General features: G+C 44.0%; 21 protein-coding genes. 18 read left to right on the plus strand and 3 right to left on the minus strand.

Translation table 11 applies throughout. From position 1 onward, the window contains the following. Positions 1–18: 18 nt before the first annotated feature. The 6 genes from DW862_RS07960 to DW862_RS07990 all read left to right on the plus strand — a co-directional run bounded on the left by DW862_RS07960 (position 19) and on the right by DW862_RS07990 (position 5,508). Positions 19–549 carry an adenine phosphoribosyltransferase gene (locus DW862_RS07960; protein ID WP_004313735.1) on the plus strand — a complete coding sequence of 177 codons (531 nt, stop codon included), beginning with the start codon at positions 19–21 and terminating at the stop codon, positions 547–549. Positions 550–619: 70 nt separating this feature from the next. Then, entirely contained in the window at positions 620–2,464 is a 1,845-nt protein-coding gene (uvrC, locus tag DW862_RS07965; RefSeq protein ID WP_120067684.1) for an excinuclease ABC subunit UvrC, read from the plus strand. Between the two features lie 245 nt (positions 2,465–2,709). Further along, positions 2,710–3,162, plus strand: coding sequence for a D-aminoacyl-tRNA deacylase (dtd, locus tag DW862_RS07970; RefSeq protein WP_004313732.1), 453 nt, complete (start codon positions 2,710–2,712; stop codon positions 3,160–3,162). 39 nt (positions 3,163–3,201) lie between these two features. Next, entirely contained in the window at positions 3,202–3,540 is a 339-nt protein-coding gene (locus tag DW862_RS07975) for a nucleotide pyrophosphohydrolase (protein WP_004313731.1), read from the plus strand. Then, positions 3,527–4,429 carry a deoxyribose-phosphate aldolase gene (gene deoC / locus DW862_RS07980; protein ID WP_087321016.1) on the plus strand — a complete coding sequence of 301 codons (903 nt, stop codon included), beginning with the start codon at positions 3,527–3,529 and terminating at the stop codon, positions 4,427–4,429. Before DW862_RS07975 ends, deoC begins: the two co-directional genes overlap by 14 nt. Before the next feature lie 398 nt (positions 4,430–4,827). Next, positions 4,828–5,508, plus strand: coding sequence for a DUF1266 domain-containing protein (locus tag DW862_RS07990; RefSeq protein WP_120067727.1), 681 nt, complete (start codon positions 4,828–4,830; stop codon positions 5,506–5,508). Here DW862_RS07990 and DW862_RS07995 read toward each other — a convergent pair whose 3' ends face one another. Further along, a complete protein-coding gene (locus tag DW862_RS07995) occupies positions 5,509–6,483 on the minus strand; it encodes a polyprenyl synthetase family protein (protein ID WP_008641604.1) in 975 nt (324 codons plus the stop codon). Between the two features lie 88 nt (positions 6,484–6,571). Between DW862_RS07995 and polA the strand changes: the two genes are divergently transcribed. After that, positions 6,572–9,421: a DNA polymerase I gene (gene polA, locus DW862_RS08000; RefSeq protein WP_120067687.1), complete on the plus strand. Its 2,850-nt coding sequence runs from the start codon at positions 6,572–6,574 to the stop codon at positions 9,419–9,421. Positions 9,422–9,811: 390 nt separating this feature from the next. Then, positions 9,812–10,207: a DUF3836 domain-containing protein gene (locus DW862_RS08005; protein ID WP_004296707.1), complete on the plus strand. Its 396-nt coding sequence runs from the start codon at positions 9,812–9,814 to the stop codon at positions 10,205–10,207. Between the two features lie 88 nt (positions 10,208–10,295). Here DW862_RS08005 and DW862_RS08010 read toward each other — a convergent pair whose 3' ends face one another. Next, positions 10,296–11,075 carry a LytTR family DNA-binding domain-containing protein gene (locus DW862_RS08010; protein ID WP_004296706.1) on the minus strand — a complete coding sequence of 260 codons (780 nt, stop codon included), beginning with the start codon at positions 11,073–11,075 and terminating at the stop codon, positions 10,296–10,298. Then, positions 11,072–13,114, minus strand: a complete 2,043-nt coding sequence (locus DW862_RS08015; RefSeq protein ID WP_120067689.1) for a histidine kinase — start codon at positions 13,112–13,114, stop codon at positions 11,072–11,074. Before DW862_RS08015 ends, DW862_RS08010 begins: the two co-directional genes overlap by 4 nt. Before the next feature lie 123 nt (positions 13,115–13,237). Between DW862_RS08015 and DW862_RS08020 the strand changes: the two genes are divergently transcribed. From DW862_RS08020 to DW862_RS08065, 10 genes are all read left to right on the plus strand, one after another. Next, entirely contained in the window at positions 13,238–14,143 is a 906-nt protein-coding gene (locus DW862_RS08020; protein WP_004296704.1) for a serine O-acetyltransferase, read from the plus strand. Between the two features lie 16 nt (positions 14,144–14,159). Then, the gene (locus DW862_RS08025; RefSeq protein ID WP_120067692.1) at positions 14,160–15,599 is read left to right on the plus strand and encodes a class I SAM-dependent RNA methyltransferase; all 1,440 of its coding nucleotides are present in this window, start codon (positions 14,160–14,162) and stop codon (positions 15,597–15,599) included. Positions 15,600–15,744: 145 nt separating this feature from the next. Then, entirely contained in the window at positions 15,745–16,305 is a 561-nt protein-coding gene (locus DW862_RS08030) for an ORF6N domain-containing protein (protein ID WP_004296702.1), read from the plus strand. 14 nt (positions 16,306–16,319) lie between these two features. Next, the gene (locus DW862_RS08035; protein WP_120067694.1) at positions 16,320–18,518 is read left to right on the plus strand and encodes a DPP IV N-terminal domain-containing protein; all 2,199 of its coding nucleotides are present in this window, start codon (positions 16,320–16,322) and stop codon (positions 18,516–18,518) included. Between the two features lie 68 nt (positions 18,519–18,586). After that, complete coding sequence (gene purD / locus DW862_RS08040) at positions 18,587–19,861, plus strand: phosphoribosylamine--glycine ligase (RefSeq protein WP_120067698.1); 1,275 nt, start codon at positions 18,587–18,589, stop codon at positions 19,859–19,861. Between the two features lie 114 nt (positions 19,862–19,975). Beyond that, entirely contained in the window at positions 19,976–20,986 is a 1,011-nt protein-coding gene (locus DW862_RS08045; protein WP_009041166.1) for a hypothetical protein, read from the plus strand. Then, the gene (locus tag DW862_RS08050) at positions 20,971–21,450 is read left to right on the plus strand and encodes a YqaA family protein (RefSeq protein WP_008023780.1); all 480 of its coding nucleotides are present in this window, start codon (positions 20,971–20,973) and stop codon (positions 21,448–21,450) included. The genes DW862_RS08045 and DW862_RS08050 overlap by 16 nt, the downstream gene beginning before the upstream one ends. A gap of 51 nt (positions 21,451–21,501) precedes the next feature. After that, complete coding sequence (gene mnmD, locus DW862_RS08055) at positions 21,502–22,302, plus strand: tRNA (5-methylaminomethyl-2-thiouridine)(34)-methyltransferase MnmD (RefSeq protein WP_120067701.1); 801 nt, start codon at positions 21,502–21,504, stop codon at positions 22,300–22,302. 38 nt (positions 22,303–22,340) lie between these two features. Beyond that, complete coding sequence (locus tag DW862_RS08060) at positions 22,341–23,270, plus strand: metal ABC transporter solute-binding protein, Zn/Mn family (RefSeq protein ID WP_120067703.1); 930 nt, start codon at positions 22,341–22,343, stop codon at positions 23,268–23,270. A 37-nt stretch (positions 23,271–23,307) separates the two neighbouring features. Next, on the plus strand, positions 23,308–24,144 hold the full coding sequence (locus DW862_RS08065; protein WP_008770478.1) for a metal ABC transporter ATP-binding protein: 837 nt from the start codon (positions 23,308–23,310) through the stop codon (positions 24,142–24,144). Positions 24,145–24,463: the final 319 nt, after the last annotated feature.

The raw sequence follows: 24,463 nt of genomic DNA on the forward strand, positions 1-24,463 counted from the left end.
AAGAAACGATATAATTCAATGATTATGAGCAAAGAAACACTAATCAAAAGTATTCGGGAAGTACCCGATTTTCCGATCCCCGGAATCCTATTCTACGATGTCACCACCCTATTCAAAGATCCATGGTGCCTGCAAGAATTATCAAACATTATGTTTGATATGTATAAGGATAAAGGGATCACCAAAGTAGTAGGAATAGAATCAAGGGGCTTCATCATGGGACCGATTTTAGCCACCCGCCTGAACGCCGGTTTCATTCCTATCCGCAAGCCCGGCAAGCTCCCTGCAGAAACAATTGAAGAAAGCTACGACAAGGAATACGGAAAGGACACCGTGCAAATTCACAAAGATGCACTGGATGAAAACGACGTAGTTTTATTACACGACGACTTGCTGGCAACAGGAGGTACGATGAAAGCGGCTTGCGAATTGGTGAAAAGATTAAAACCTAAAAAGGTATATGTAAACTTCATCATTGAATTGAAAGAACTGAATGGGAAATCAGTATTCGGAGACGACGTAGAAGTAGAATCGGTATTGACTTTATAAAGGATTTGCATCTATATTGCAGAGAATATGTCAAAAGTAAGCAGCTAGCGATCTCTCATACCTAACGATTATGAATGTAGAACCGGAAAGCAAAACCAATGAATATCTGAAAGGGATTGTAGCCAACCTTCCCGAGAAACCGGGTATTTACCAATACCTGAATACGGAAGGAACGATTATATACGTTGGAAAGGCAAAAAATCTAAAGAAAAGAGTCTATTCTTATTTCAGCAAAGAGCATGAGCCGGGAAAGACGCGAGTACTGGTCAGCAAAATCGCTGATATTCGCTATATCGTAGTCAACACAGAAGAAGATGCGTTATTGCTGGAGAATAATCTGATAAAGAAATATAAGCCGCGCTACAACGTTCTGTTAAAGGACGACAAGACCTACCCTTCTATTTGCGTGCAGAATGAATACTTTCCGAGAGTCTTCAAAACAAGAAAGGTTATCAGGAACGGCTCCTCTTATTATGGCCCGTACAGTCACATTCCATCAATGTATGCGGTATTGGACCTGATAAAGCATTTATATCCCTTGCGCACATGCAATTTAAACCTAAGTCCGGAAAACATACGGGCGGGCAAATTTAATGTATGTCTGGAATATCATATAAAAAACTGCGCCGGGCCATGCATCGGATTGCAATCACAGGAAGAATATCTCAAAAACATAGATGAAATCAAGGAAATCCTGAAAGGGAATACACAAGATATCAGCCGTATGTTGCTGGAAAGGATGCAGACGCTGGCCGGCGAAATGAAGTTTGAAGAGGCACAGAAGGTTAAAGAGAAGTATCTTTTGATTGAGAGTTATCGTTCGAAATCGGAAGTAGTAAGCTCCGTATTGCACAATATCGACGTATTCTCAATCGAAGAAGACGAGTCGAACTCTGCTTTCATCAATTATCTGCACATTACAAATGGTGCCATCAATCAGGCTTTCACGTTCGAATACAAAAAGAAGCTGAACGAATCAAAAGAGGAGCTTTTAAGGCTTGGTATTATCGAAATGCGGGAACGCTACAAAAGCCAATCCAGAGAGATTATAGTGCCTTTTGAACTCGATTTGGAGTTAAACAATGTCGTATTTACCGTTCCACAGCGGGGAGATAAGAAGAAATTGCTGGATCTTTCGGTTCTAAACGTGAAACAGTACAAGGCCGATCGCCTAAAACAGGCGGAAAAATTGAATCCGGAGCAAAGAAGCATGCGTTTAATGAAAGAAATTCAGCAAGAGTTGCATTTGGAAAGACCGCCGCTACAAATCGAGTGTTTTGATAACTCAAACATACAGGGTTCTGATGCCGTGGCAGCCTGTGTTGTATTTAAGAAGGCCAAGCCATCAAAGAAAGATTACCGGAAATACAATATAAAGACGGTTGTAGGGCCTGATGACTATGCTTCCATGAAAGAGGTCGTCAGAAGGCGTTATCAACGCGCTATCGAAGAGAATTCTCCTCTACCCGACCTGATTATCACTGATGGTGGAAAAGGTCAAATGGAGGTCGTCAGAGAAGTCATTGAAGACGAACTGAATCTGGCTATTCCTATTGCCGGACTAGCAAAGGACAACCGCCACCGCACATCGGAGCTGCTTTTTGGATTTCCTCCGCAGACGATTGGTATCAAACAGCAAAGCCCATTATTCCGTCTGCTGACACAGATTCAGGATGAAGTACACCGTTTTGCTATTAGTTTCCATCGTGATAAACGCAGCAAACGACAAGTTGCGTCCGCACTGGATACCATCAAAGGTATCGGAGAAAAGACAAAAACAGCACTTTTGAAAGAGTTTAAGAGCGTAAAACGAATAAAAGAAACCTCTTTTGAGGAGATTGCCGCTATCATCGGAGAAGCGAAAGCCAAGACCGTAAAAGAGGGATTAAGCAATGAATCATCAAAAAATGAATAAGAAGCCGGCGGAATGGAGTCAGTTATCTTTCTATCATTTTTAGCCGCGGATTACACAGATTGCATGGATTTCACGGTTAAATTACTAAAAACCGCATTATCCTTTCAATCTGTATAATCCATGCCTAAATAATAAACCATTAAAGCTTTCGGCAAAACCTTATAATATTTTCCTGCCAACACACCGTTTTCTCTTTCGAATTTTGTAAATTTGCCTTTCCTAACCACGAAATAGAATAAATAACAATGCGAATAGTTATACAACGGGTAAGCCATGCGTCAGTAACCATTGAAGGACACTGCAAATCGTCCATCGGAAAGGGGATGCTGATATTAGTTGGCATCGAAGAATCAGACGGGCAGGAAGACATCGACTGGCTCTGCAAAAAGATAGTAAATCTACGTATCTTCGACGATGAAAATGGGGTGATGAACAAGTCTATTTTAGAAGATGGAGGCGAAATTTTAGTTATCAGCCAGTTCACGCTACACGCTTCTACCAAAAAGGGAAATCGCCCCTCCTACATCAAAGCTGCCAAACCGGATATCTCTATCCCACTCTACGAGCAATTCTGCAAAGATTTAAGCGGTGCACTGGGAAAAGAAATAGGCACAGGAATCTTCGGAGCAGACATGAAAGTTGAACTTTTAAACGACGGTCCTGTTACTATATGCATGGATACCAAAAACAAAGAATAGATATTCCATACTAATCATTAATCACTAATCATTAAAAAAATGACTCTGGAAGAAGCACAGAAACAAGTGGACCAATGGGTGAAAACATACGGTGTCCGCTACTTCAGCGAGTTGACCAATATGGTAGTCCTGACGGAAGAAGTAGGAGAACTGGCCCGTGTCATGGCCCGCAAATATGGCGACCAATCCTTCAAGGAAGGAGAAAAAGACAACATAGATGAAGAGATAGCAGACGTCTTATGGGTGCTTCTCTGCATCGCCAACCAGACGGGAGTAGACATCACTGACGCTTTCCGGAAAAGCATGGAGAAGAAAACGAAACGAGATAATAAAAGACATATCAACAACCCAAAACTGAAAGATCATGGAAGAGAATAACTCACAGCCCAACAAGTACAAGGCCGCATTGGCAAAGTATAATACCAATCTGAGCGATGCAGATATTCAAGCTCGCGTAGCTGAATTGATTGAGAAAAAAGTGCCGGAGAACAACACGGAGGACGTTAAGAAATTCCTGTTCAACTGCATTGATCTGACCACCCTGAACAGTACGGACAGCGACGAAAGCGTGATGCACTTTACTGAAAAAGTCAATCAGTTTGACGACGAATATCCTGATCTGAAAAACGTAGCAGCCATCTGTGTGTACCCCAACTTTGCAGCCATCGTTAAAAACACGCTGGAAGTAGACGGAGTCAATATCGCCTGTGTATCAGGAGGTTTCCCCTCTTCACAGACATTCATTGAAGTGAAAGTGGCAGAAACAGCACTGGCCATTGCAGACGGTGCAGACGAAATAGATATTGTGATTTCCATCGGCAAGTTCCTTAGCGGAGACTACGAAGGAATGTGCGAAGAAATACAGGAACTAAAAGAAGTTTGCAAGGAACACCACCTCAAAGTAATCCTCGAAACAGGCGCATTAAAGAGTGCTTCCAACATCAAGAAAGCCTCTATCCTATCCATGTATTCGGGCGCAGACTTCATCAAGACATCTACCGGAAAGCAGCAGCCTTCCGCAACGCCGGAAGCCGCTTACGTGATGTGTGAAGCTATCAAAGAATACTATCAGAAGACAGGAAACAAGATTGGATTCAAACCGGCAGGTGGTATCAACACTGTTAACGATGCGATTATTTACTACACTATTGTAAAAGAACTATTAGGTGAAGAATGGCTTGACAACCAACTGTTCCGCCTGGGAACCAGCCGTTTAGCCAACCTCCTCCTTTCCGACATCAAAGGCGAAGAAATCAAGTTCTTCTAAAAATTAAAGGCTACATTAGCAATCAAATACGCCTTACCGCGCGACTCCCGTATCACGGGAATCGACGCGGTATTTTTTATTTAAGAAAAACTAAAGATAGTTACTGGACAATTCGGAAAAATAATTATCTTTGTAAAAGGTTTAGCGATGAAAATATAGCTAATTAGTTATATTAGAGAACGTTTCATTTATTACCAGTTCCTGGAATTCGGCAAAATTCAAAGTTATGAATGGTAATAAGCAAACGGGTCTCACGCACCTTCATGTATATAATTTTGTTATATATCGAATGGAGCGTGGGACTGTTGCTTGTATACTCATAACGGCTTGCCGAAGCCTCAGGAAAATACATGGCAACAGTTCTCACGCTTTTCATGAACTTTATGGAGGTATTAAGGATGGACGCTTACACGAGAACCTTACGATTCAATCACAACCCTCTGAATCTCATCCTCGGAACAGAGAAAAAGAAGGGGCTACGCATCGGTTATATGGAAGCTGGACTGCAAGGCTTCTATCTCAACTCCATGGAGACCGGAGTCCATCCGCAAAAGCTATCCAGACTGCTGGCAGAAGAGTTCCACTGCACCGATACCAAGTCCGTCACCGGATTATTCCAGTTCCTGATCAACGAAGGAAACAGAGTCTCCTACCAGATTATGCTCCCCTACTTACTCTCCACAGAGAACATCAACGAGTTCGAAAGTATCATCCAAAAGCGCTTTTTCGGAGTAGAACGCTTCATTCAGCAAGGAAAGAATCTATACAGATTCGTGAAATATACAGAAGAAAGAAGAGACCCGATTATATGGATAAATGACTTAGAAAAAGGGATTATCGGATGGGACATGGGATTGCTTGTCAGCTTGGCGCGCGCCTCCCAAACATGCGGGCACATCAGCAAGGAACAAGCCTGGAAGTACATAGAACAAGCAGCCCAATTATGTTCTCTAGATCTTCATACAGCTGAAGAAATAGACAAGAGTTTCCTTTTAGGAAAAGCGATGAAATCGGGAAAAATAGAAGATTGGGATCGATTATTATCGTGCTATTCACTCCTGGGCAGGCACAGGAAGTAACTATTTTTCGCGGTCTACCACGTAATCCAAGTAAGCCCGGAGAGCTACACAAATATCAGATTCCGGCAAAGAAGCCAGTAAATCAAAAGCCTTTTGCTTATATACATTCATCGTCTGAACGGCATATTCAATGCCCCCGTTTTCTTTGATAAACGAGATCAAATGGGCAATTTCATCGAGAGTAGCTGCACCCTCCTTTACCTTGATTGCCAATTCTTGCGCCTCATCGTTTTTTGTCGTGTTCAATACATACAAAGCGGGCAATGTCAGTTTACCTTCAAGCATATCATTACCTGTCGGTTTGCCAATCTCTCTATTATCAAAGTAATCGAAAATATCATCTTTTATCTGAAAGCAGATACCAATATATTCACCCAACAAACGAGCTAGTTCGGCTTCTCCCTCCCCTACACCTACCGAAAAAGCGGCAGCTTTCGTACAGGCAGCAAAAAGAGCGGCAGTCTTCTTACGGATTACATCAAAGTAAACCTCCTCAGAAAAGCTATGATTACTTACATTTGAAAGCTGAAGCAACTCGCCGTCAGCAAGATCCTGCCCAAGAGTAGACACCAGTTGAATAATGCGGTGGCTGTTCGTCAGTTCGGCATGCACCAAACTGGTTGCCAGCAGATAGTCGCCCGTCAATACGGCTACTTTATTATTAAAGATAGCATTCACCGAGAGTTGTCCACGGCGTTCGGTACTTTCATCCACGACGTCGTCATGCACCAAACTGGCTGTATGAAGGAGTTCCAATGAAACAGCTGCATGAAGAGTGGAAGGACATACAGCACCATAAAGACGTGCCACCAGCAAAACAAGAATAGGACGCATCATCTTACCATTCCTCTGCCGTATGTGAGATACGACACTATCGAGCAATGCATTTGAACTGGAGAGAGAACTATCAAAAAGTTCTTTGAAGTCTCTCAGTTCTGCTTCAATCGGAGTTCTGATGAGTGAGATGCTGTCCATTAATTACACAATTTGAGCACAAAAGTAATAATAAAACGCTGAATACCGTATTTTTTTGTACTTTTACCATGAAAAATTAATTAAATCTATGGATTCAAGTAATAAATTATTTCTTTTAGACGCTTATGCATTAATATATCGAGCGTATTACGCCTTTATTAAAAACCCAAGAATCAATTCCAAAGGATTCAATACTTCAGCTATACTGGGCTTTGTAAACACCCTCGAAGAAGTGCTGAAAAAAGAAAATCCCACTCATATAGGAGTAGCCTTCGACCCCGCAGGACCTACCTTCCGACACGAAGCTTTCGAACAATATAAAGCACAGCGGGAGGAAACTCCGGAAGCGATTCGCCTTTCCGTACCTATTATAAAGGATATTATACGTGCTTACCGCATCCCCATTCTGGAAGTTGCAGGCTACGAAGCCGACGACGTGATAGGTACGCTTGCCACTGAAGCCGGCCGTCAGGGTATCACCACTTATATGATGACTCCCGACAAAGATTACGGGCAGTTGGTAAGCGACAAGGTATTTATGTACCGTCCCAAGCACACAGGAGGTTTCGAAGTGATGGGTGTTGAAGAAGTGAAAGCCAAGTTTGACATTCAGTCTCCGGCACAAGTGATTGACATGCTCGGACTGATGGGCGACTCTTCGGATAATATCCCCGGATGTCCCGGAGTAGGAGAAAAGACTGCTCAAAAACTGATTTCCGAATTCGGAAGCATCGAAAATTTATTAGAGCATACCGACCAACTGAAAGGTGCACTGAAAACAAAAGTGGAAACGAACCGGGAAATGATTACTTTCTCGAAATTCCTCGCCACGATTAAAATTGATGTGCCCATCCAACTTGAAATGGATTCTCTTGTCCGCGAAGAAGCAGACGAAGATTCACTTCGCAGCATTTTCGAAGAACTGGAATTTAGAACGCTCATCGACCGGGTACTAAAAAAAGGAGTTTCCGGAAATGGAATAACCTCCACTCCTGGAAGCAAAGTCGCCACCGGAAAAAGCGCCCCCTCTCCTCTTCCACTTTTTCCCGAAGAAGGAGGCGGAATACAAGGCAATTTGTTTGCGAATTTCACGCCCAATGAGCCGGATGAAGCAAAAAAATCAAATCTAGAGACGTTAGAATCGCAGTCACGCAACTATCAACTCATTGATACAGAGGAGAAAAGAAGAGAAATTGTTCAAAAATTACTTACATCTAAAATTCTCTCGTTAGATACGGAAACCACCGGAACCGAACCAATGGATGCCGAATTGGTCGGAATGAGTTTTTCCATTGCCGAAAATGAAGCATTTTATGTTCCTGTTCCATCAGACTGGGACGAAGCGTTAAAAATCGTAAAGGAGTTCCGCCCGGTCTTCGAAAATGAGAATTCGTTAAAAGTCGGACAGAATATCAAGTACGATATGATTGTTCTTCAAAATTATGGTGCAGTAGTAAAAGGTCCGCTTTTCGATACGATGATCGCTCACTATGTTCTTCAACCGGAACTTCGTCATGGTATGGATTACCTGGCAGAAATTTATCTGCATTATCAGACTATCCATATTGACGAACTGATAGGCCCCAAAGGAAAGAATCAGAAGAACATGCGCGACCTCGACCCGAAAGATGTATATCTGTACGCTTGCGAAGATGCGGACATCACTCTGAAACTGAAAAACGTATTGGAGAAAGAGCTGAAAGAGAATGACGCCGAACGTTTATTCTATGATATAGAAATGCCTCTTGTTCCGGTATTAGTCAATATCGAACGGAACGGAGTATTGCTAGACACGGAAGCACTGCAACAATCATCCGCTCATTTCACCGCCCAGATGGAGCAAATCGAAAAAGAAATCTACGAACTGGCCGGTGAGACCTTCAACATCGCTTCACCCAAGCAAGTCGGCGAAGTCTTGTTTGACAAGCTGAAGATTATAGAAAAAGCAAAAAAGACCAAGACCGGGCAGTATGTCACCTCGGAAGAAGTGCTCGAAAGCCTCCGGCATAAACATCCTGTGGTAGAAAAGATTCTGGAACATCGCGGACTGAAAAAGCTATTGGGCACGTATATCGATGCGCTTCCCCTACTTATCAACCCACGCACAGGAAGGGTGCATACCTCTTTCAACCAGACTGTAACCGCTACGGGACGCCTTAGTTCAAGTAACCCGAACTTACAGAATATCCCTATCCGCGACGAGAATGGAAAAGAAATCCGCAAGGCTTTCATCCCCGATGAAGGCTGCCTCTTCTTCTCTGCCGACTATTCGCAAATTGAATTGCGCATCATGGCACACCTTAGCGAGGATAAGAATATGATTGATGCTTTCCTTAGCAATCACGATATTCATGCGGCCACTGCTGCCAAAGTTTATAAGATCGACCTGAAAGACGTAGGTTCCGACATGCGCCGTAAAGCCAAGACTGCCAATTTCGGTATCATCTATGGCATATCCGTATTTGGTCTTGCCGAACGAATGAATGTAGATCGTAAAGAAGCCAAAGAGTTAATCGACGGTTACTTTGAAACTTATCCGGGAGTGAAAGCATATATGGATAAAAGCATTCAGGTGGCCCAGGAAAAAGGCTATGTGGAAACAATCTTCCATCGGAAGCGCTTCTTGCCGGACATCAATTCGCGGAATGCCGTTGTACGCGGATATGCGGAACGAAATGCCATCAACGCCCCTATCCAGGGAAGTGCGGCAGATATTATAAAAGTAGCAATGGCACGTATCTATCAACGGTTCCAGACCGAAGGAATACAAGCCAAAATGATCCTGCAAGTACATGACGAATTAAATTTCAGCGTTCCTGTCAATGAAAAAGAGCGTGTAGAAGAAATCGTCATCGAAGAAATGGAGAAAGCATACCGCATGCACGTCCCCTTGAAAGCAGATTGCGGATGGGGCAAAAACTGGCTTGAGGCACATTAAACCATCAAGTGAATAAAGGCCACCTCAATAAGGAATTGCTATCTTTTAGACACTAATTACACAAGGAGACTCCACCTTATCAGGGACCTCCGCTTACAAAATGGAGGCAAGTCTGGGTAATAACATTATTTAACTCTGTATCCAGAAAGCTAGAAAAAAGATTCCTTTTTCGACGAAGTGATTCATTCTATATCCGGCAGATTGACTGCCGGATATTTTTTTGTCACCAATATTGGCAAAAAGCTAGTTATCACCCACCTCCACTCTTGACATTTTGACAATCTTTTATCTTCTAAAATGCGTAAATACCAAATTAATATGTAGATTTGCAGCATAAAACCAATGTATTTGGTAGACAAATGAAAGTATAACCCAAAAACTTAAATAGCCATGAAAGCAAAAGTATCTTTAAAAATGTTCGTTTTATCTGCAGCTCTTCTTGTTGTATCGCTTGCTACTTCTGCACGTAGCTACGATAATCAATTGATTTATAATCCAATCGAAGAGAATGGCATGACAGTGGGACAAACCGTTTACAAAATGGACGGAAATACACTTGCCAACTACATGAAGTACAACTACAAGTACGATGACAACAAACGTATGATTGAAAGCGAGGCCTTGAAATGGAACAATAGCAAAGACGCATGGGAAAAAGACCTACGTATCAATTACACTTATGAAGGCAAGACCGTTACTACGAATTATTATAAATGGAACGCTAAAAAACAAGCCTACGTACTGGTACCCGAAATGACCGTTACGATGGATAATACAAACATGTAACATAAACTCTCTCTCATTCTAATATTCTAACAAAAGGATACGCCGCTTCTGCTGAAGAAGTGGCGTATTTCATAATATGAGGTCTACATTACAAAACAAAGAAACGCTCTTGCAGTTCTTTTAGATAACTTCGGGAAATAATCAAATCGTTCTTATCGTGAAAAGGCGGATAAAGTTGACAGCATTTACCATCAATCATTGCCAGATAATTAACATTTACAATAGCAGATTGGCTAATCTGTACAAAAGCTTGTGAATAACTGATAATATCTTCTGCTTTTGTATTTCGCTTCAAATTCAGACAAGTTTGATTAAACAAGACCACCTGCCATTGACGTTTATCTTTCAGATATTCAAAAAAGCCAATTTCTTCCAGTCGCAAGAGTTTGAAGCCTGTCACTGTACTAATCATAAACATGCCTTGCTGGGGCATCAATGCACTAATAGAAGAAGCAAAAGAAGGCAAAAGAGGAAGCGAAGTAGAGGTCATAGCCTTCCGGTAACGGTCCATAATTACTTTCAGGTCTTCTGCTTCAAAAGGCTTCAGCAGGAAGTCGAAAGCCGACTCACGCAACGCCTGAAGCAAGTATTTGTCATAAGAGGTGTAAAACACAACCTTCATATCCCACAAAATATCCTCCCTGATTTCACTTAATAGATTGAGTCCCAACGTATCCGGAAGTTCCACATCAAGAAACAATAAGTCCGGATGCAACTCCATAATCATCTTTTTACCTTTTGCACCATTCCCTGCGATTCCTTTTACTTCAAATTCACGATAGGGCTCCAACTCTCGGCGCAAAGCATCAATCGCTGTACGTTCATCGTCAACGATGACTACCTTATACTTTTCTTCTGTCTCCATCATAAATCATAAGAAAAACGAAACGGGATATATACCGACACTTCCGTACCGGTTTGTCCATCGCTTCTGTTGGTTATATTAAAACGTATTTTATCACTCTTGTTCTTTGTATTCAGTAATTGAATGGTCTGATACAACACTTTCAATCCTGTACCAGTACCCCGTGTGGCGGAAACTACCTGCGGGAGATACCCGCGTCCGTTGTCGGTAACCGTTATGCGAATCCCATTTGTTTCACGGGAAACATATACCATTAGCTCCTTTTTTCCGTCCTTTCCCGCCAGTCCATGTTTAATAGCATTCTCCACCGGAATTTGCACAATCATAGATGGAATCATGATGCGGGTTGCATCTAAACCGTCCTCCACCGTGATTGTTGCGACAAAATCTTCTCCGACACGTCCACGTTCCAGTTCGATGTATGTACGGACGAAATCCAGTTCGTCTTGCAAAGATACGCTCAATTTCTCGGTAAGTTCGAGGCTACGACGGAGATATTTCACCAGTTCCATCAGATTATGTTTCACCTCTTCCGAGCCGTTAAACTGATTGATCTCACGTCCCAGTACATTAAAAGTAAAATGAGGAGAAATCCGGCTTCTCAAATTCTCCATGCGGACACGGTTGATTTGCTGGAAGAAACGCTGGCGAAGAAACTCCCTCTTTTTACGCATATACCAGACAACTACCACTACCCCTGCCACAAGCAACACGCAGACAAGTACCCAGATAGATACGCTCAACTTGAGCACTCTCATCTCTGCCGCCTGTCGCTGAATCTTCATTTCCTTACGAAGCACTATCGTATCCTGCCGGTAACGCATATCCAATTCGGCAACACGCATCTGTATCCGTTCGCTCCGGATGGAATCGTCCAGATGGCAATCACGTTTCAGGTATTCATAGGCACGGCGGTAATCACCGGTATGCTCAAAATAATGTTGCAGATACTGATTGCGTATAGTCAACATATTGGCGTCAAGATGCCCCACAGGAGCAGTCCGGGCGATCATAGTCTTCGCTTGGGCTATATTACCTTTCTTCAATGCCAGTTCAATCATCTGGGTTTCAATGTAATGAACAGCCGAGTTATGCTGTATATCGGAGAAGAAACGATAACTTTCGTCCAGGCAGATCTGTGCGGAGTCCAGTTTGTCAGTCAGCAAGTACAATTCTCCCAGGTTTACTTTGATAAAGTTCTGTTCAAACACCATCTGCGGATAAGAAGATACGAGTGCATTGGCCCTGCGCATATATTTCAAAGCCTCCTGATAGTTTTTCCGGTAATAATAATGGTTGCCGCGATTGTTGAGATAGGTCCATTGCTCGCTCACGTTCATTTCATCGAAGAACTGCCCGGCCAATTCATAGTAATGATTGGATAAATCGAAATCGCGCAGTTCCATGTAAGTCTGCCCCAATCCGTAGTAGACAGGAAATTTCGTGTGCTCGGACAAGTTCAAAGAATCACAGAGAAACAGGGCGCGCCGGTAATACGAAGCAGTGTGCGCCAAGTCACTGCGATGCAGATAGGCATCAGCAATATTGATACAAATATCCGGGAGCAGGTGCAGTTTCTTTCCTTTCAGGCGATATTCGTAGGCTTTCTTATAGTCGGTAATTGCAGAATCAGGGCGGTTCAGTTGCATCCACACGTTGCCTTCGATATTATAAACATCGGATAATACATCATTCCATTGTGGAGATTGGGAAGATTGGGAAGCATTGCGGAAAAATTCCTTTACCCGGCGATTGTAATAGAGTATAGAATCAAAATCGGAAGAGACAAAGAATGTTTTCCCATAAAGGGCAAGCAAACGATAATAGACCTGGGAATCTTGCGCCTGTGTCAGTGCGTCAAGCACCTGTGAACGGGAATAATGCACATTGGAAAACAAAGAATCCTGTACACGAACTTCCAGAGAATCAACCAACACCTGTTCGCACGAAGAGTTATTGCGGTGTCTATCAGCATATCCGCAACTCAACAACATCAACAGCCCCAACAGTCCAAATAGTTTCATAGCAGTCTTCCGATTCATCAGTCCCCTTATTCATGTCATGTTTTGAATGTGACAAAAATACATTATTTATCCTGAATCCCAGCGAATTTTATTATTTTTTTTAATACCTTTGTGCCCATATAAATATGAGTAACTGACCTAATGAGTCCACTGAACTTCACCCACATTTTGACACAGGCAGTCGATGAGCTATCGGAAAGCGAATCTTATAAAGGACTGTTTCATCAGCACAAAGATGGCGAACCACTGCCCTCTGCTAAAGTCTTGTATGAAATTATTGAGCTTTCACGCTCCATTCTCTTCCCCGGATACTACGGAAATTCTACTATTAACAGCCGGACAATTAATTATCACATCGGCGTCAACATTGAAAAATTGTTTGACTTACTTTGTGAGCAGATCCTGGCCGGATTGTGTTTTAGCACTTCCATAGAGGGGAAATGCAACGTCTGCTCCGACTCGAAACGGGAAGAGGCAGCACGTCTTGCTGCTAAATTCATCAGTAAGCTACCTGCCATGAGAAGAATACTGGCAACGGATGTGGAAGCCGCCTATAATGGCGATCCGGCTGCCGAAAGTTATGGAGAGGTAATTTTCTGCTATCCGGCCATTAAAGCGATCAGCAATTACCGTATCGCGCATGAACTGCTGGAACTGGGTGTTCCTTTAATTCCCCGTATCATCACGGAGATGGCGCATAGCGAAACGGGAATTGATATCCATCCGGCCGCAAAGATTGGCACTCACTTCACTATCGACCATGGTACGGGTGTTGTAATCGGTGCCACGAGTATCATCGGAAACAATGTCAAACTATATCAGGGCGTCACACTGGGAGCCAAGAGTTTCCCGCTGGATGCCGACGGAAAACCAATCAAGGGAATCCCCCGCCATCCGATCCTGGAAGACAATGTGATTGTTTATTCCAACGCCACTATTTTGGGAAGAATCACCATCGGGCGTGATGCGACTGTAGGCGGTAATATCTGGGTAACGGAGAATGTTCCTGCAGGAGCAAGAATCGTACAAACTAAAGCAAAAAAATAAAATCAAAAGAATCTATATGAGCGAACAATTCGAGATGATAGCCAAGACTTTCCAGGGACTGGAAGAGATACTTGCAGAAGAACTGACAGCATTAGGAGCCAACGACATTCAAATAGGACGCCGCATGGTTTCATTCACAGGAGATAAACGTATGATGTATAAGGCGAATTTTTGCCTTCGCACCGCCATCCGTATCCTGAAACCAATTAAAAACTTTACAGCCAAAGATGCCGATGAGGTTTATAATCAAATACAGGCTATTCCATGGGAAGAATATCTCGATGTGAACAAGACGTTCGCTATCGATGCAGTAGTATTCAGCGATGAGTTCCGCCATTCGAAATTCGTTTCGTATAAGGTGAAAGATGCGATTGTGGATTATTTCCGTGATAAAACAGGAAAACGTCCGTCGGTACGTATCAACAATCCGGATGTACTTCTGAATATTCATATTGCACAGACTACCTGTACGTTGTCTTTGGACTCGTCTGGAGAATCACTTCACCGTCGCGGTTATCGCCAGGAAGCAGTAGAAGCCCCGTTAAATGAGGTATTGGCTGCCGGCATGATTCTAATGACCGGATGGCGCGGAGAATGTGATTTGATCGACCCGATGTGTGGTTCGGGTACTATCCCTGTTGAAGCGGCACTGATTGCTAAGAATATCGCTCCGGGAGTATTCCGTAAAGGGTTTGCTTTTGAGAAATGGGTAGATTTCGATGCGGATATGTTCGATGAGATTTACAATGATGACAGTCAGGAGCGCGAATTTGTTCATAAGATTTACGGATACGATAACAATCCGAAAGCTAATGAGATTGCGACTCATAATATAAAAGCTGCCGGTGTATCGAAAGACATCGTGTTGAAGCTGCAGCCGTTCCAACAGTTTGAACAGCCGCAGGAAAAGTCGATTATCATCACTAACCCGCCATATGGTGAACGTATTTCCACTAATGATTTGCTTGGACTTTATCAGATGATCGGTGAACGTCTGAAACATGCGTTTGTAGGAAACGAGGCATGGGTGCTTTCTTATCGGGAAGAGTGTTTCGACCAGATTGGTCTGAAAGCAAGTCAGAAAGTTCCTTTGTTCAATGGACCATTGGAGTGTGAGTTCCGCGAATATGAGATTTTTGACGGAAAATACAAAGAGTTCAAGAGCCAGGAAGAGGGAGAAGAAAAGAAAGAGGCTGAAGGAGAACAGGCTCCAAGATTCAGAGAAAAAAAAGAATTTAAACCACGCCGCGAAGGTGAGTTCAAACCGCGTCGGGATGGTGAATCCAGGCCTCGCAAAGAGGGAGAATACAAGCCGCGCAGAGAAGGTGGTGAGTTCAAAGGTGGTGACAGAGACAGAAAGCCACGGGGAGAATTCCGCGGAGGAAGAGATTCAAGAGGGCCAAGAGAATTTAGGGGGAACCGGGAGCCGAGGATTCCGAAGAAGGAAGAGGAATAAACAATTCTAATTCCAACAACTTATTCATCCTGTAATTCGCTAGTTAATAATTAATTAAAAACTTGAAGTTCCAATTTGGAACTTCAAGTTTACATCATAGTTCTAATGTTCAGTCCCAAATTGGAACCTGTCTAAACAAAAAAAGATGGATGATATAGCCATTATAGAAAACAAAATATACGAAATCAGAGGGCAAAAAGTTATGCTTGACTTTGATTTGGCAGAAATGTATGGAGTTGAGACTAAACGCCTCAAAGAACAAGTACGTCGTAATATTGAACGCTTTCCTGCTGAATTCATGTTCGAGCTAACAAAGGAAGAAGTTGCAATTTCAAGGTCGCAAATTGCGACCTTGAAAACAGGACAAGGATATAACATCAAATATCTTCCGTTTGCATTTACTGAATATGGTATAGTTATGTTATCCAGCGTCCTCAAATCCAAGACCGCTGTGGAAGTAAATATCAATATTATCCGTGCTTTTGTACGCATGCGCCAATATCTTCTATCCAATATACCTAAAAAGGAGTTGGAAGAATTAAAACAACGCATCGAATATCTCGAAGAAGATATTACCTCTGATAGGGAAAGTTACGAAAAACAATTTGACGACCTATTTAATGCCTTTGCTAAAATAAGTGCAATTATCCAATCAAGACAGACTCCTTTGGACAGAGTAAAAATAGAAGGATTTAAAAACAAATAATAAAGAAAAGAGCAATGAGTAAAATTGGAAAAAGAGCCATGCTTTTATTGTTGGCACTACCAATCGGATTCAATGTTATGGCACAAGAAACCAAAAAGCCGATACTGGAAGAATTGATTCCGGGTGGCGAGAGTTACCGCTATGCAGACAACCTGTACGGACTGCAATGGTGGGGTGACGAATGTATCAAGCCGGGCGTAGATACCCTTTATTCTATCCAACCCAAAACGGGAAAGGAAACAATGGCTATCACTCGTGAACAGATCAACAAAGTGCTTGAAGAGAACAAGGCAGGAAAGTTATCACACCTGTATTCCGTCAGTTTCCCATGGGCCGATAAGCCACAAATGCTATTCAAGATAGCAGGAAAGTTCATTGTATATGATTTCAAGAGCAATCAAGTTGTCAGCACTCTCAAACCCAAAGACGGAGCAGATAATGAAGACTATTGCGCAGCCAGTGGAAACGTGGCATACACGATAGGTAACAATCTGTATGTAAACGAGAAAGCGGTAACTAATGAACCCGAAGGCATCGTTTGCGGACAGACTGTACACCGGAATGAATTTGGTATCAACAAAGGCACTTTCTGGAGCCCGAAAGGTAACCTGCTCGCTTTCTACCGTATGGACGAGAGCATGGTGACACAATACCCGCTTGTAGACATCACTGCACGCGTAGGCGAAGTGAACAATGTACGTTATCCGATGGCAGGCATGACGAGCCATCAGGTAAAAGTAGGCATTTACAATCCTGCCACAGGCAAAAGCATTTATCTGAACGCAGGTGATCCCACAGACCGTTATTTCACCAATATCAGCTGGTCACCGGATGAAAAAAGCCTCTACCTGATTGAAGTAAACCGTGACCAGAACCACGCCAAACTTTGCCAGTACAACGCAGAAACAGGAGAACCGATGGGCGTTCTCTACGAAGAAATGCATCCTAAATACGTGGAGCCACAAAACGCAATCGTATTTTTGCCGTGGGACCCTACCAAGTTCATCTATCAAAGTCAGCGTGACGGCTACAATCATCTTTATCTCTTTGATGCCAATGCAGCCAACATGAAAGGTGAAACTTATAACAGCGACAACGGTGGTACTTATTTCCAGGCCGGCAAAGTCAAACAACTGACCAAAGGCAACTGGCTGGTCAGCGACGTCCTGGGATTCAACACAAAGCGTAAAGAAATCATCTTCACAGCCGTAGAAGGCTTGAGAAGCGGACATTTCGCTGTAAACGTGAGCAATGGAAAAATAAGCCAACCGTTCGAGAACTGCAAAGAAAGCGAACATAGCGGCATGCTTAGCGCTTCCGGCACTTATCTTATCGACCGTTATTCAACAAAAGACCAGCCTCGCGTCATCAACCTGGTAGACACCAAAAACTTCAAAGAAACAGCCAATCTGCTGACTGCTGAAAACCCTTACGAAGGATACCAAATGCCAAGCATCGAAACCGGAACGATCAAAGCGGCAGACGGCACCACCGACCTGCATTATCGCCTGATGAAACCGGCCAACTTTGACCCGGCCAAGAAATATCCCGTCATCGTATACGTCTACGGAGGTCCTCACGCGCAATGCGTCACCGGAGGATGGCAAAACGGCGCACGCGGATGGGACACATACATGGCAGGTAAAGGCTATATCATGTTTACCATCGACAATCGTGGCAGCAGCAACCGTGGACTGGCATTTGAAAATGCCACCTTCCGCCGTCTTGGCATCGAAGAAGGTAAAGACCAGGTAAAAGGTGTTGAATTCCTGAAATCCCTCCCCTACGTAGACAGCGAACGCATCGGCGTACACGGATGGAGCTTCGGAGGACACATGACTACCGCCTTGATGCTTCGTTACCCGGAAATATTCAAAGTAGGCGTTGCCGGAGGTCCGGTAATCGACTGGGGCTATTATGAAGTGATGTACGGCGAACGCTATATGGATACACCGGAAAGCAACCCGGAAGGCTACAAAGAATGTAACCTGAAAAACCTTGCCGGCCAACTGAAAGGTCACCTATTGATTATTCACGACGACCACGACGACACCTGCGTGCCACAGCACACCCTGTCGTTCATGAAAGCCTGTGTAGATGCCCGCACTTATCCCGACCTGTTTATCTACCCGTGCCACAAGCACAACGTAGCAGGACGCGACCGTGTACATCTGCATGAGAAAATCACCCGGTACTTTGAGCAGAACTTATAAAACTGACAAAGACACCACCGTATCCATACAAATCATAGATAACAGTATAAATCCATAACAATACAAAGATGAAGATATTATTACTAGGCTCGGGCGGCCGCGAACATGCACTGGCATGGAAAATTGCCCAAAGTCCGAAAGTTGAAAAACTATACATTGCTCCGGGAAATGCCGGAACAACTGCCGTAGGCGAGAATGTCAACATCAAAGCAACCGATTTTGAAGCAATCAGTGCTTTTGCTCTAAAAGAGAACATCCAAATGATAGTAGTAGGCCCCGAAGATCCGTTGGTAAAAGGAATCTACGATTACTTCCAAAACCGTCCGGAGCTAAAGCATATTGCCGTGATCGGTCCTTCGGCTCAAGGAGCACAACTGGAAGGCAGCAAGGAGTTTGCCAAAGGCTTCATGATGCGCCACAACATCCCGACAGCCCGCTACAAAAGCATTACTTCCGAAAACCTCGAAGAGGGCCTCGCTTTCCTCGAAACGTTGGAAGCTCCCTACGTATTGAAGGCTGATGGCCTTTGTGCCGGGAAAGGAGTTCTCATCCTTCCTACGCTGGATGAAGCGAAGAAAGAACTGAAAGAAATGCTCGGCGGCATGTTCGGTTCCGCATCGGCAACCGTTGTGATTGAAGAATTCTTGAGCGGTATCGAGTGCTCTGTATTCGTACTGACAGACGGAGACAACTACAAAGTCCTCCCTGTAGCGAAAGACTACAAACGTATCGGTGAAGGTGACAAAGGATTGAATACAGGCGGTATGGGTAGCGTTACTCCGGTTCCGTTTGCTGATGAAGTATATATGGAAAAAGTACGCACACGCATCATCGAACCGACCATCAATGGTCTGAAAGAAGAAAAGATCACCTACAAAGGTTTCATCTTCCTCGGTCTTATCAAGGTGAAAGGTGAACCGATGGTTATCGAATACAACGTCCGCATGGGCGACCCGGAAACAGAAAGCGTGATGTTGCGCATCCAAAGCGACTTCGTAGAGTTGCTTGAAGGCACAGCGGCAGGCAATCTGAACGAGAAAACACTGGTGATGGACCCACGTTCGGCCGGCTGCGTTATTCTTGTCAGCGGCGGTTACCCCGAAGCCTACGAAAAAGGATTCCCTATCAGCGGGCTGGAACAGGCTTCCGCCACCGACAGCATCATCTTCCATGCCGGAACAGCCATAAAAGACGGACAAGTGGTGACGAACGGAGGACGTGTGATTGCCGTTTGCTCTTACGGTGCAACGAAAGAAGAAGCACTGGCACAGAGCTACAAAGTGGCAGACATGATCGACTTCAACAAGAAGTATTTCCGCCGCGACATCGGATTCGATTTGTAAGAAACAACCTGTAATGATACGCCACGGCAGGCATAAATCCCTTATTTGCACAGCATATAGATCCTACAAAGCGATGATATATGCCCGCCGGGCGGCAAAAGAACTGACAGACAAATGAGAAATAAAAGACTACAAAGTCAAGTGACGGCAGGACGGTGGACCCTGCCTGCCGTTATCTTTATCTGCGCCCTATGCTGGGTGTTGACTTACTTTTTATTTCCCGACTCCATAGCCTCAACAACACCCAAGGACAGCTCTTCTTTCTTGCAATCCACCCGCGATCTACTGCTTCCGGGATGGGCAGAACGAATTGTCAGCTTTCTGGTTTACGCAATCATCGGCTATTTTCTGATAGAATTGAACAACCAGTTCAGTATTATCCGCATGAGGGCTTCCATGCAGACAGCTATTTATTTCCTGCTGGTTACCGTTTGTCCGGGAATGCATTTACTATACATAGGAGACATTGTCGCCCTCGGTTCTCTTATTTCCATTTATTTTCTGTTTAAAAGCTATCAGCAAGCTCAAGCTGCGGGCTATCTATTCTATTCCTTCTTCTTTATCGGAGCGGGAAGCATTCTTTTCCCACAGCTCACCATCCTCTCGGTGCTTTGGTTGCTCGAAGCCTACCGTTTCCAGTCGCTCACTCCGCGTAGTTTCTGCGGCGCGCTGCTCGGATGGATGCTGCCCTACTGGATGCTGTTCGGACACGCCTTCTTCTATAATGAGATGGAGTTGTTCTACCGCCCTTTCAACCAGCTATTAGCTTTCGGAGAAGTCTTTAACTTACAAATCCTTCAACCCTGGGAATTGGCTATACTGGGCTATCTGCTCGTGATGTTTATCGTCAGTGCTGTCCATTGCATCGCTGCCGGATTTGAAGATAAGATACGCACACGTGCCTATCTCCAGTTTTTGATAGACCTGACGCTCTTCCTGTTCCTGCTGATTGCCTTGCAACCGATATATTGCAGTGCCCTGCTGCCTTTGCTTATCATAAGCAACAGCATCCTGATCGGACATTTCTTTGTACTGACCAATAGTAAAAGTTCGAATGTGTTCTTTATCATTTCATTGGTCGGCCTCATCCTCTTATTTGCTTTTAATATATGGACGCTTTTGTAGATTCAATGATACAACTCCTCATAGAATGGGGACTTCCGGGATTATTCATCTCGGCTTTATTGGCTGGGAGCATCGTGCCTTTCAGTTCCGAACTGGTATTGGTGGCATTGGTGAAACTCGGCCTGCCCCCGATAGCCTGTCTGATATCCGCCACTCTGGGCAATACAGTGGGCGGAATGACCTGTTACTACATGGGACGTCTGGGCAAAATCAGCTGGATTGAGAAATACTTCAAGGTAAAGAAAGAAAAGGTAGACAAAATGGTGAAATTCCTGCAAGGGAAAGGGGCATTAATGGCATTCTTCACCTTTCTTCCTGCCATTGGCGAGGTGATCGCCATTGCACTGGGATTTATGCGAAGCAACACATGGCTTACTATTGTTTCCATGTTTGTCGGCAAACTGATACGTTATATCCTTCTCCTGTATGTGCTCGAAAGTGCCTGGGATGCTATGGCGGGGTAGAGGTCTTTTTTAAGTATTAAGTATTAGGTATTAAGTATTAAAGATTGAGTGATGGAAAGAATAATTGAGAGAACCGATGACGGGAGCGCTACTCTGTTTGTTCCGGAATTGAATGAACATTATCATTCGACGAAAGGGGCACGCACGGAGTCTCAACATATTTTCATCGATATGGGGTTGAAAGCCTCTCCTGCCGCTACTCCACGTGTTCTTGAAATCGGCTTCGGGACAGGACTCAACGCTTGGCTCACCCTTGAAGAAGCGGAAAGAAGCAGACGAAATATACACTATACAGGGTTGGAACTCTATCCGCTAGACTGGCAGACAGTAGAACAGCTAGGATATATCTCCAGCGATGAGCAGCTTACCATACATCGGAAGCAAACAACAACCGACGAGCAATTTACCCCGAATGAAGAAAAACAACAATCGGCTATCGAATTGTTTAAGCAGCTTCATACATCGCCCTGGGAGAAAGACGTGCAGCTTACGCCACACTTCACCTTACGAAAAATAGAAACGGACGTCAATCAATGGATAACGGGAAAGAAGGAAGAGTCAAAAATGAACAGCACCAACAACAATGCAGTCATTTCTCAATACTCAACTTCCAATACTCCGTTTAATACCATCTATTTCGACGCCTTCGCCCCGGAAAAGCAACCGGAAATGTGGTCGCAAGAACTATTCAACCGCCTCTATGTTTTATTAGATAGAGACGGAATTCTGACTACCTACTGTGCCAAAGGTGTAGTACGCCGAATGTTGCAGACAGCCGGATTCACAGTAGAACGCCTCCCCGGACCTCCGGGTGGTAAACGGGAAATATTACGGGCCCGGAAACAAGAGTAGAAACAAGATAAGATTGAAACCCCGAAACAGAAAAAATCATGAAACAACAACTAAAAGATATGAGAACACTTTTCCTTCTTGGTACCTGCCTCCTGATAGCAGCCTGCACAGGACGTTCCTCCCAGGCAAGTAACGATGACGAGACAAAGCCGGTGATAACCGTCACACTGGAACCGCAACGTTATTTCACCGAGGCTATTGCCGGAGATAAATTCAAAGTAGTCAGCATGGTGCCCAAAGGTTCCAGTCCGGAGACATACGATCCTATCCCCCAGCAACTTGTTTCTTTAGGAGACAGCAAAGCCTATTTCCGCATCGGGTACATCGGTTTCGAACAAACCTGGATGGACCGCCTGATGAACAATACTCCCCATATCCAAGTGTTCGACACCTCGAAAGGAATCGACCTCATACTCAACAATGATGACCATAGCCATGCCCACGGCCACAACAGTCACGACGGCCATATCCACGCCGTAGAGCCACACGTATGGAATTCTACCGGTAATGCTTTAATCATCGCCGGAAACACCTACAAGGCCCTTAGCCAACTGGATAAAGCAAACGAACCATATTATAGAAACCGTTACGACTCTCTCTGTCAGCGCATCCAGCACACCGACAGCCTGATTCGCCGGCAACTCTCCACCCCCGAAGCAGCCAAAGCCTTCATGATTTATCATCCGGCTCTCTCCTACTTCGCCCGCGACTACGGATTGCATCAGATTTCGATCGAAGAAGGAGGCAAAGAACCCTCTCCCGCTCATCTGAAAGACCTGATAGACGTCTGTCAGGCGGAAAATGTAGGCGTTATCTTCGTTCAACCGGAGTTTGACAAACGCAATGCGGAAACCATCGCGCAGCAAACCGGAACGAAAGTGGTCCCTATCAACCCGTTAAGTTATGACTGGGAGGAAGAGATGCTGAATGTAGCCAAAGCCCTTGCGCCGCAAGCTACCACCAAATAAACGTATAAAGAAAGAACCAATCAAGCCCTTTCCAATGATGAAACCGATAATCGAAATAAAGAATCTTTCCGCCGGATATGACGGTCGCACTGTTCTCCACGATGTTAATCTAAGCATCTACGAACGGGATTTTCTAGGTATTATAGGTCCGAACGGAGGCGGCAAAACAACGCTTATAAAGTGCATCCTCGGTTTGTTAAAACCAACCGGAGGAGAAATTATATTCCATACTCCCGAGAAGGCTCCCATAAGAACATCTACGGAAGGGACTTCGACAGAAACATCTGCCAAAAACTCCCACCAAAGTTCTTCCGCGAAATCCCAGCTTTTCCTCGGTTACCTACCGCAATATAGCACCATAGACCGAAAGTTCCCTATTTCTGTGGAAGAAGTGATCCTGTCCGGATTGAGCATACAGAAGTCGCTCACCTCCCGGTTCACTCCCGAACAGAGAGAGAAAGGCAAACAGATTATCGCCCGCATGGGGCTTGAAGGGCTTGAAAGCCGCTCTATCGGACAATTAAGCGGTGGACAACTGCAACGTGCCCTGTTAGGACGTGCCATCATCTCGGATCCTGCAGTGTTGATTCTTGATGAACCCAGCACGTATATCGACAAGCGTTTCGAAGCACGCCTTTATGAGTTATTAGCTGAAATCAATAAAGAATGTGCCATTATCCTTGTCAGTCACGACATCGGCACTGTATTGCAACAGGTAAAATCCATCGCCTGTGTCAATGAAACGCTGGATTACCATCCGGACACGGGTGTCACTACCGAATGGCTGGAAAGAAACTTCAACTGCCCCATCGAGCTATTGGGACACGGCACACTGCCTCATCGGGTTTTAGGAGAACATCATCACCATCATTAAAGGATACACATATTCAATATCCCAAACATATATATACAGCAACCCAAGTATTAATACCTGAAATCTCAACCATTAACAGCTGATATTACAAGTGTTAACACCTAACGTCCAAGCTATTAATAGTAAACTTCCGTTGTATTAATAGTAAACTAGTTCTTCTCTAACAGGAAAGTTATGATTGACTAAGGATAATCTATAAACGCAAGTTACGTTTATAAAATTGAAAGCTTTGTTTTTATAATTGCAAGTTTCATTTATAAAAACAAAACTTGCAATTATAGTTTATGACTAATGAAAAAGAAGTTTGCTATTAAGGCAA

It is taken from the genome of Bacteroides sp. AM37-9, assembly GCF_003603455.1.
GTDB lineage: Bacteria > Bacteroidota > Bacteroidia > Bacteroidales > Bacteroidaceae > Bacteroides > Bacteroides xylanisolvens.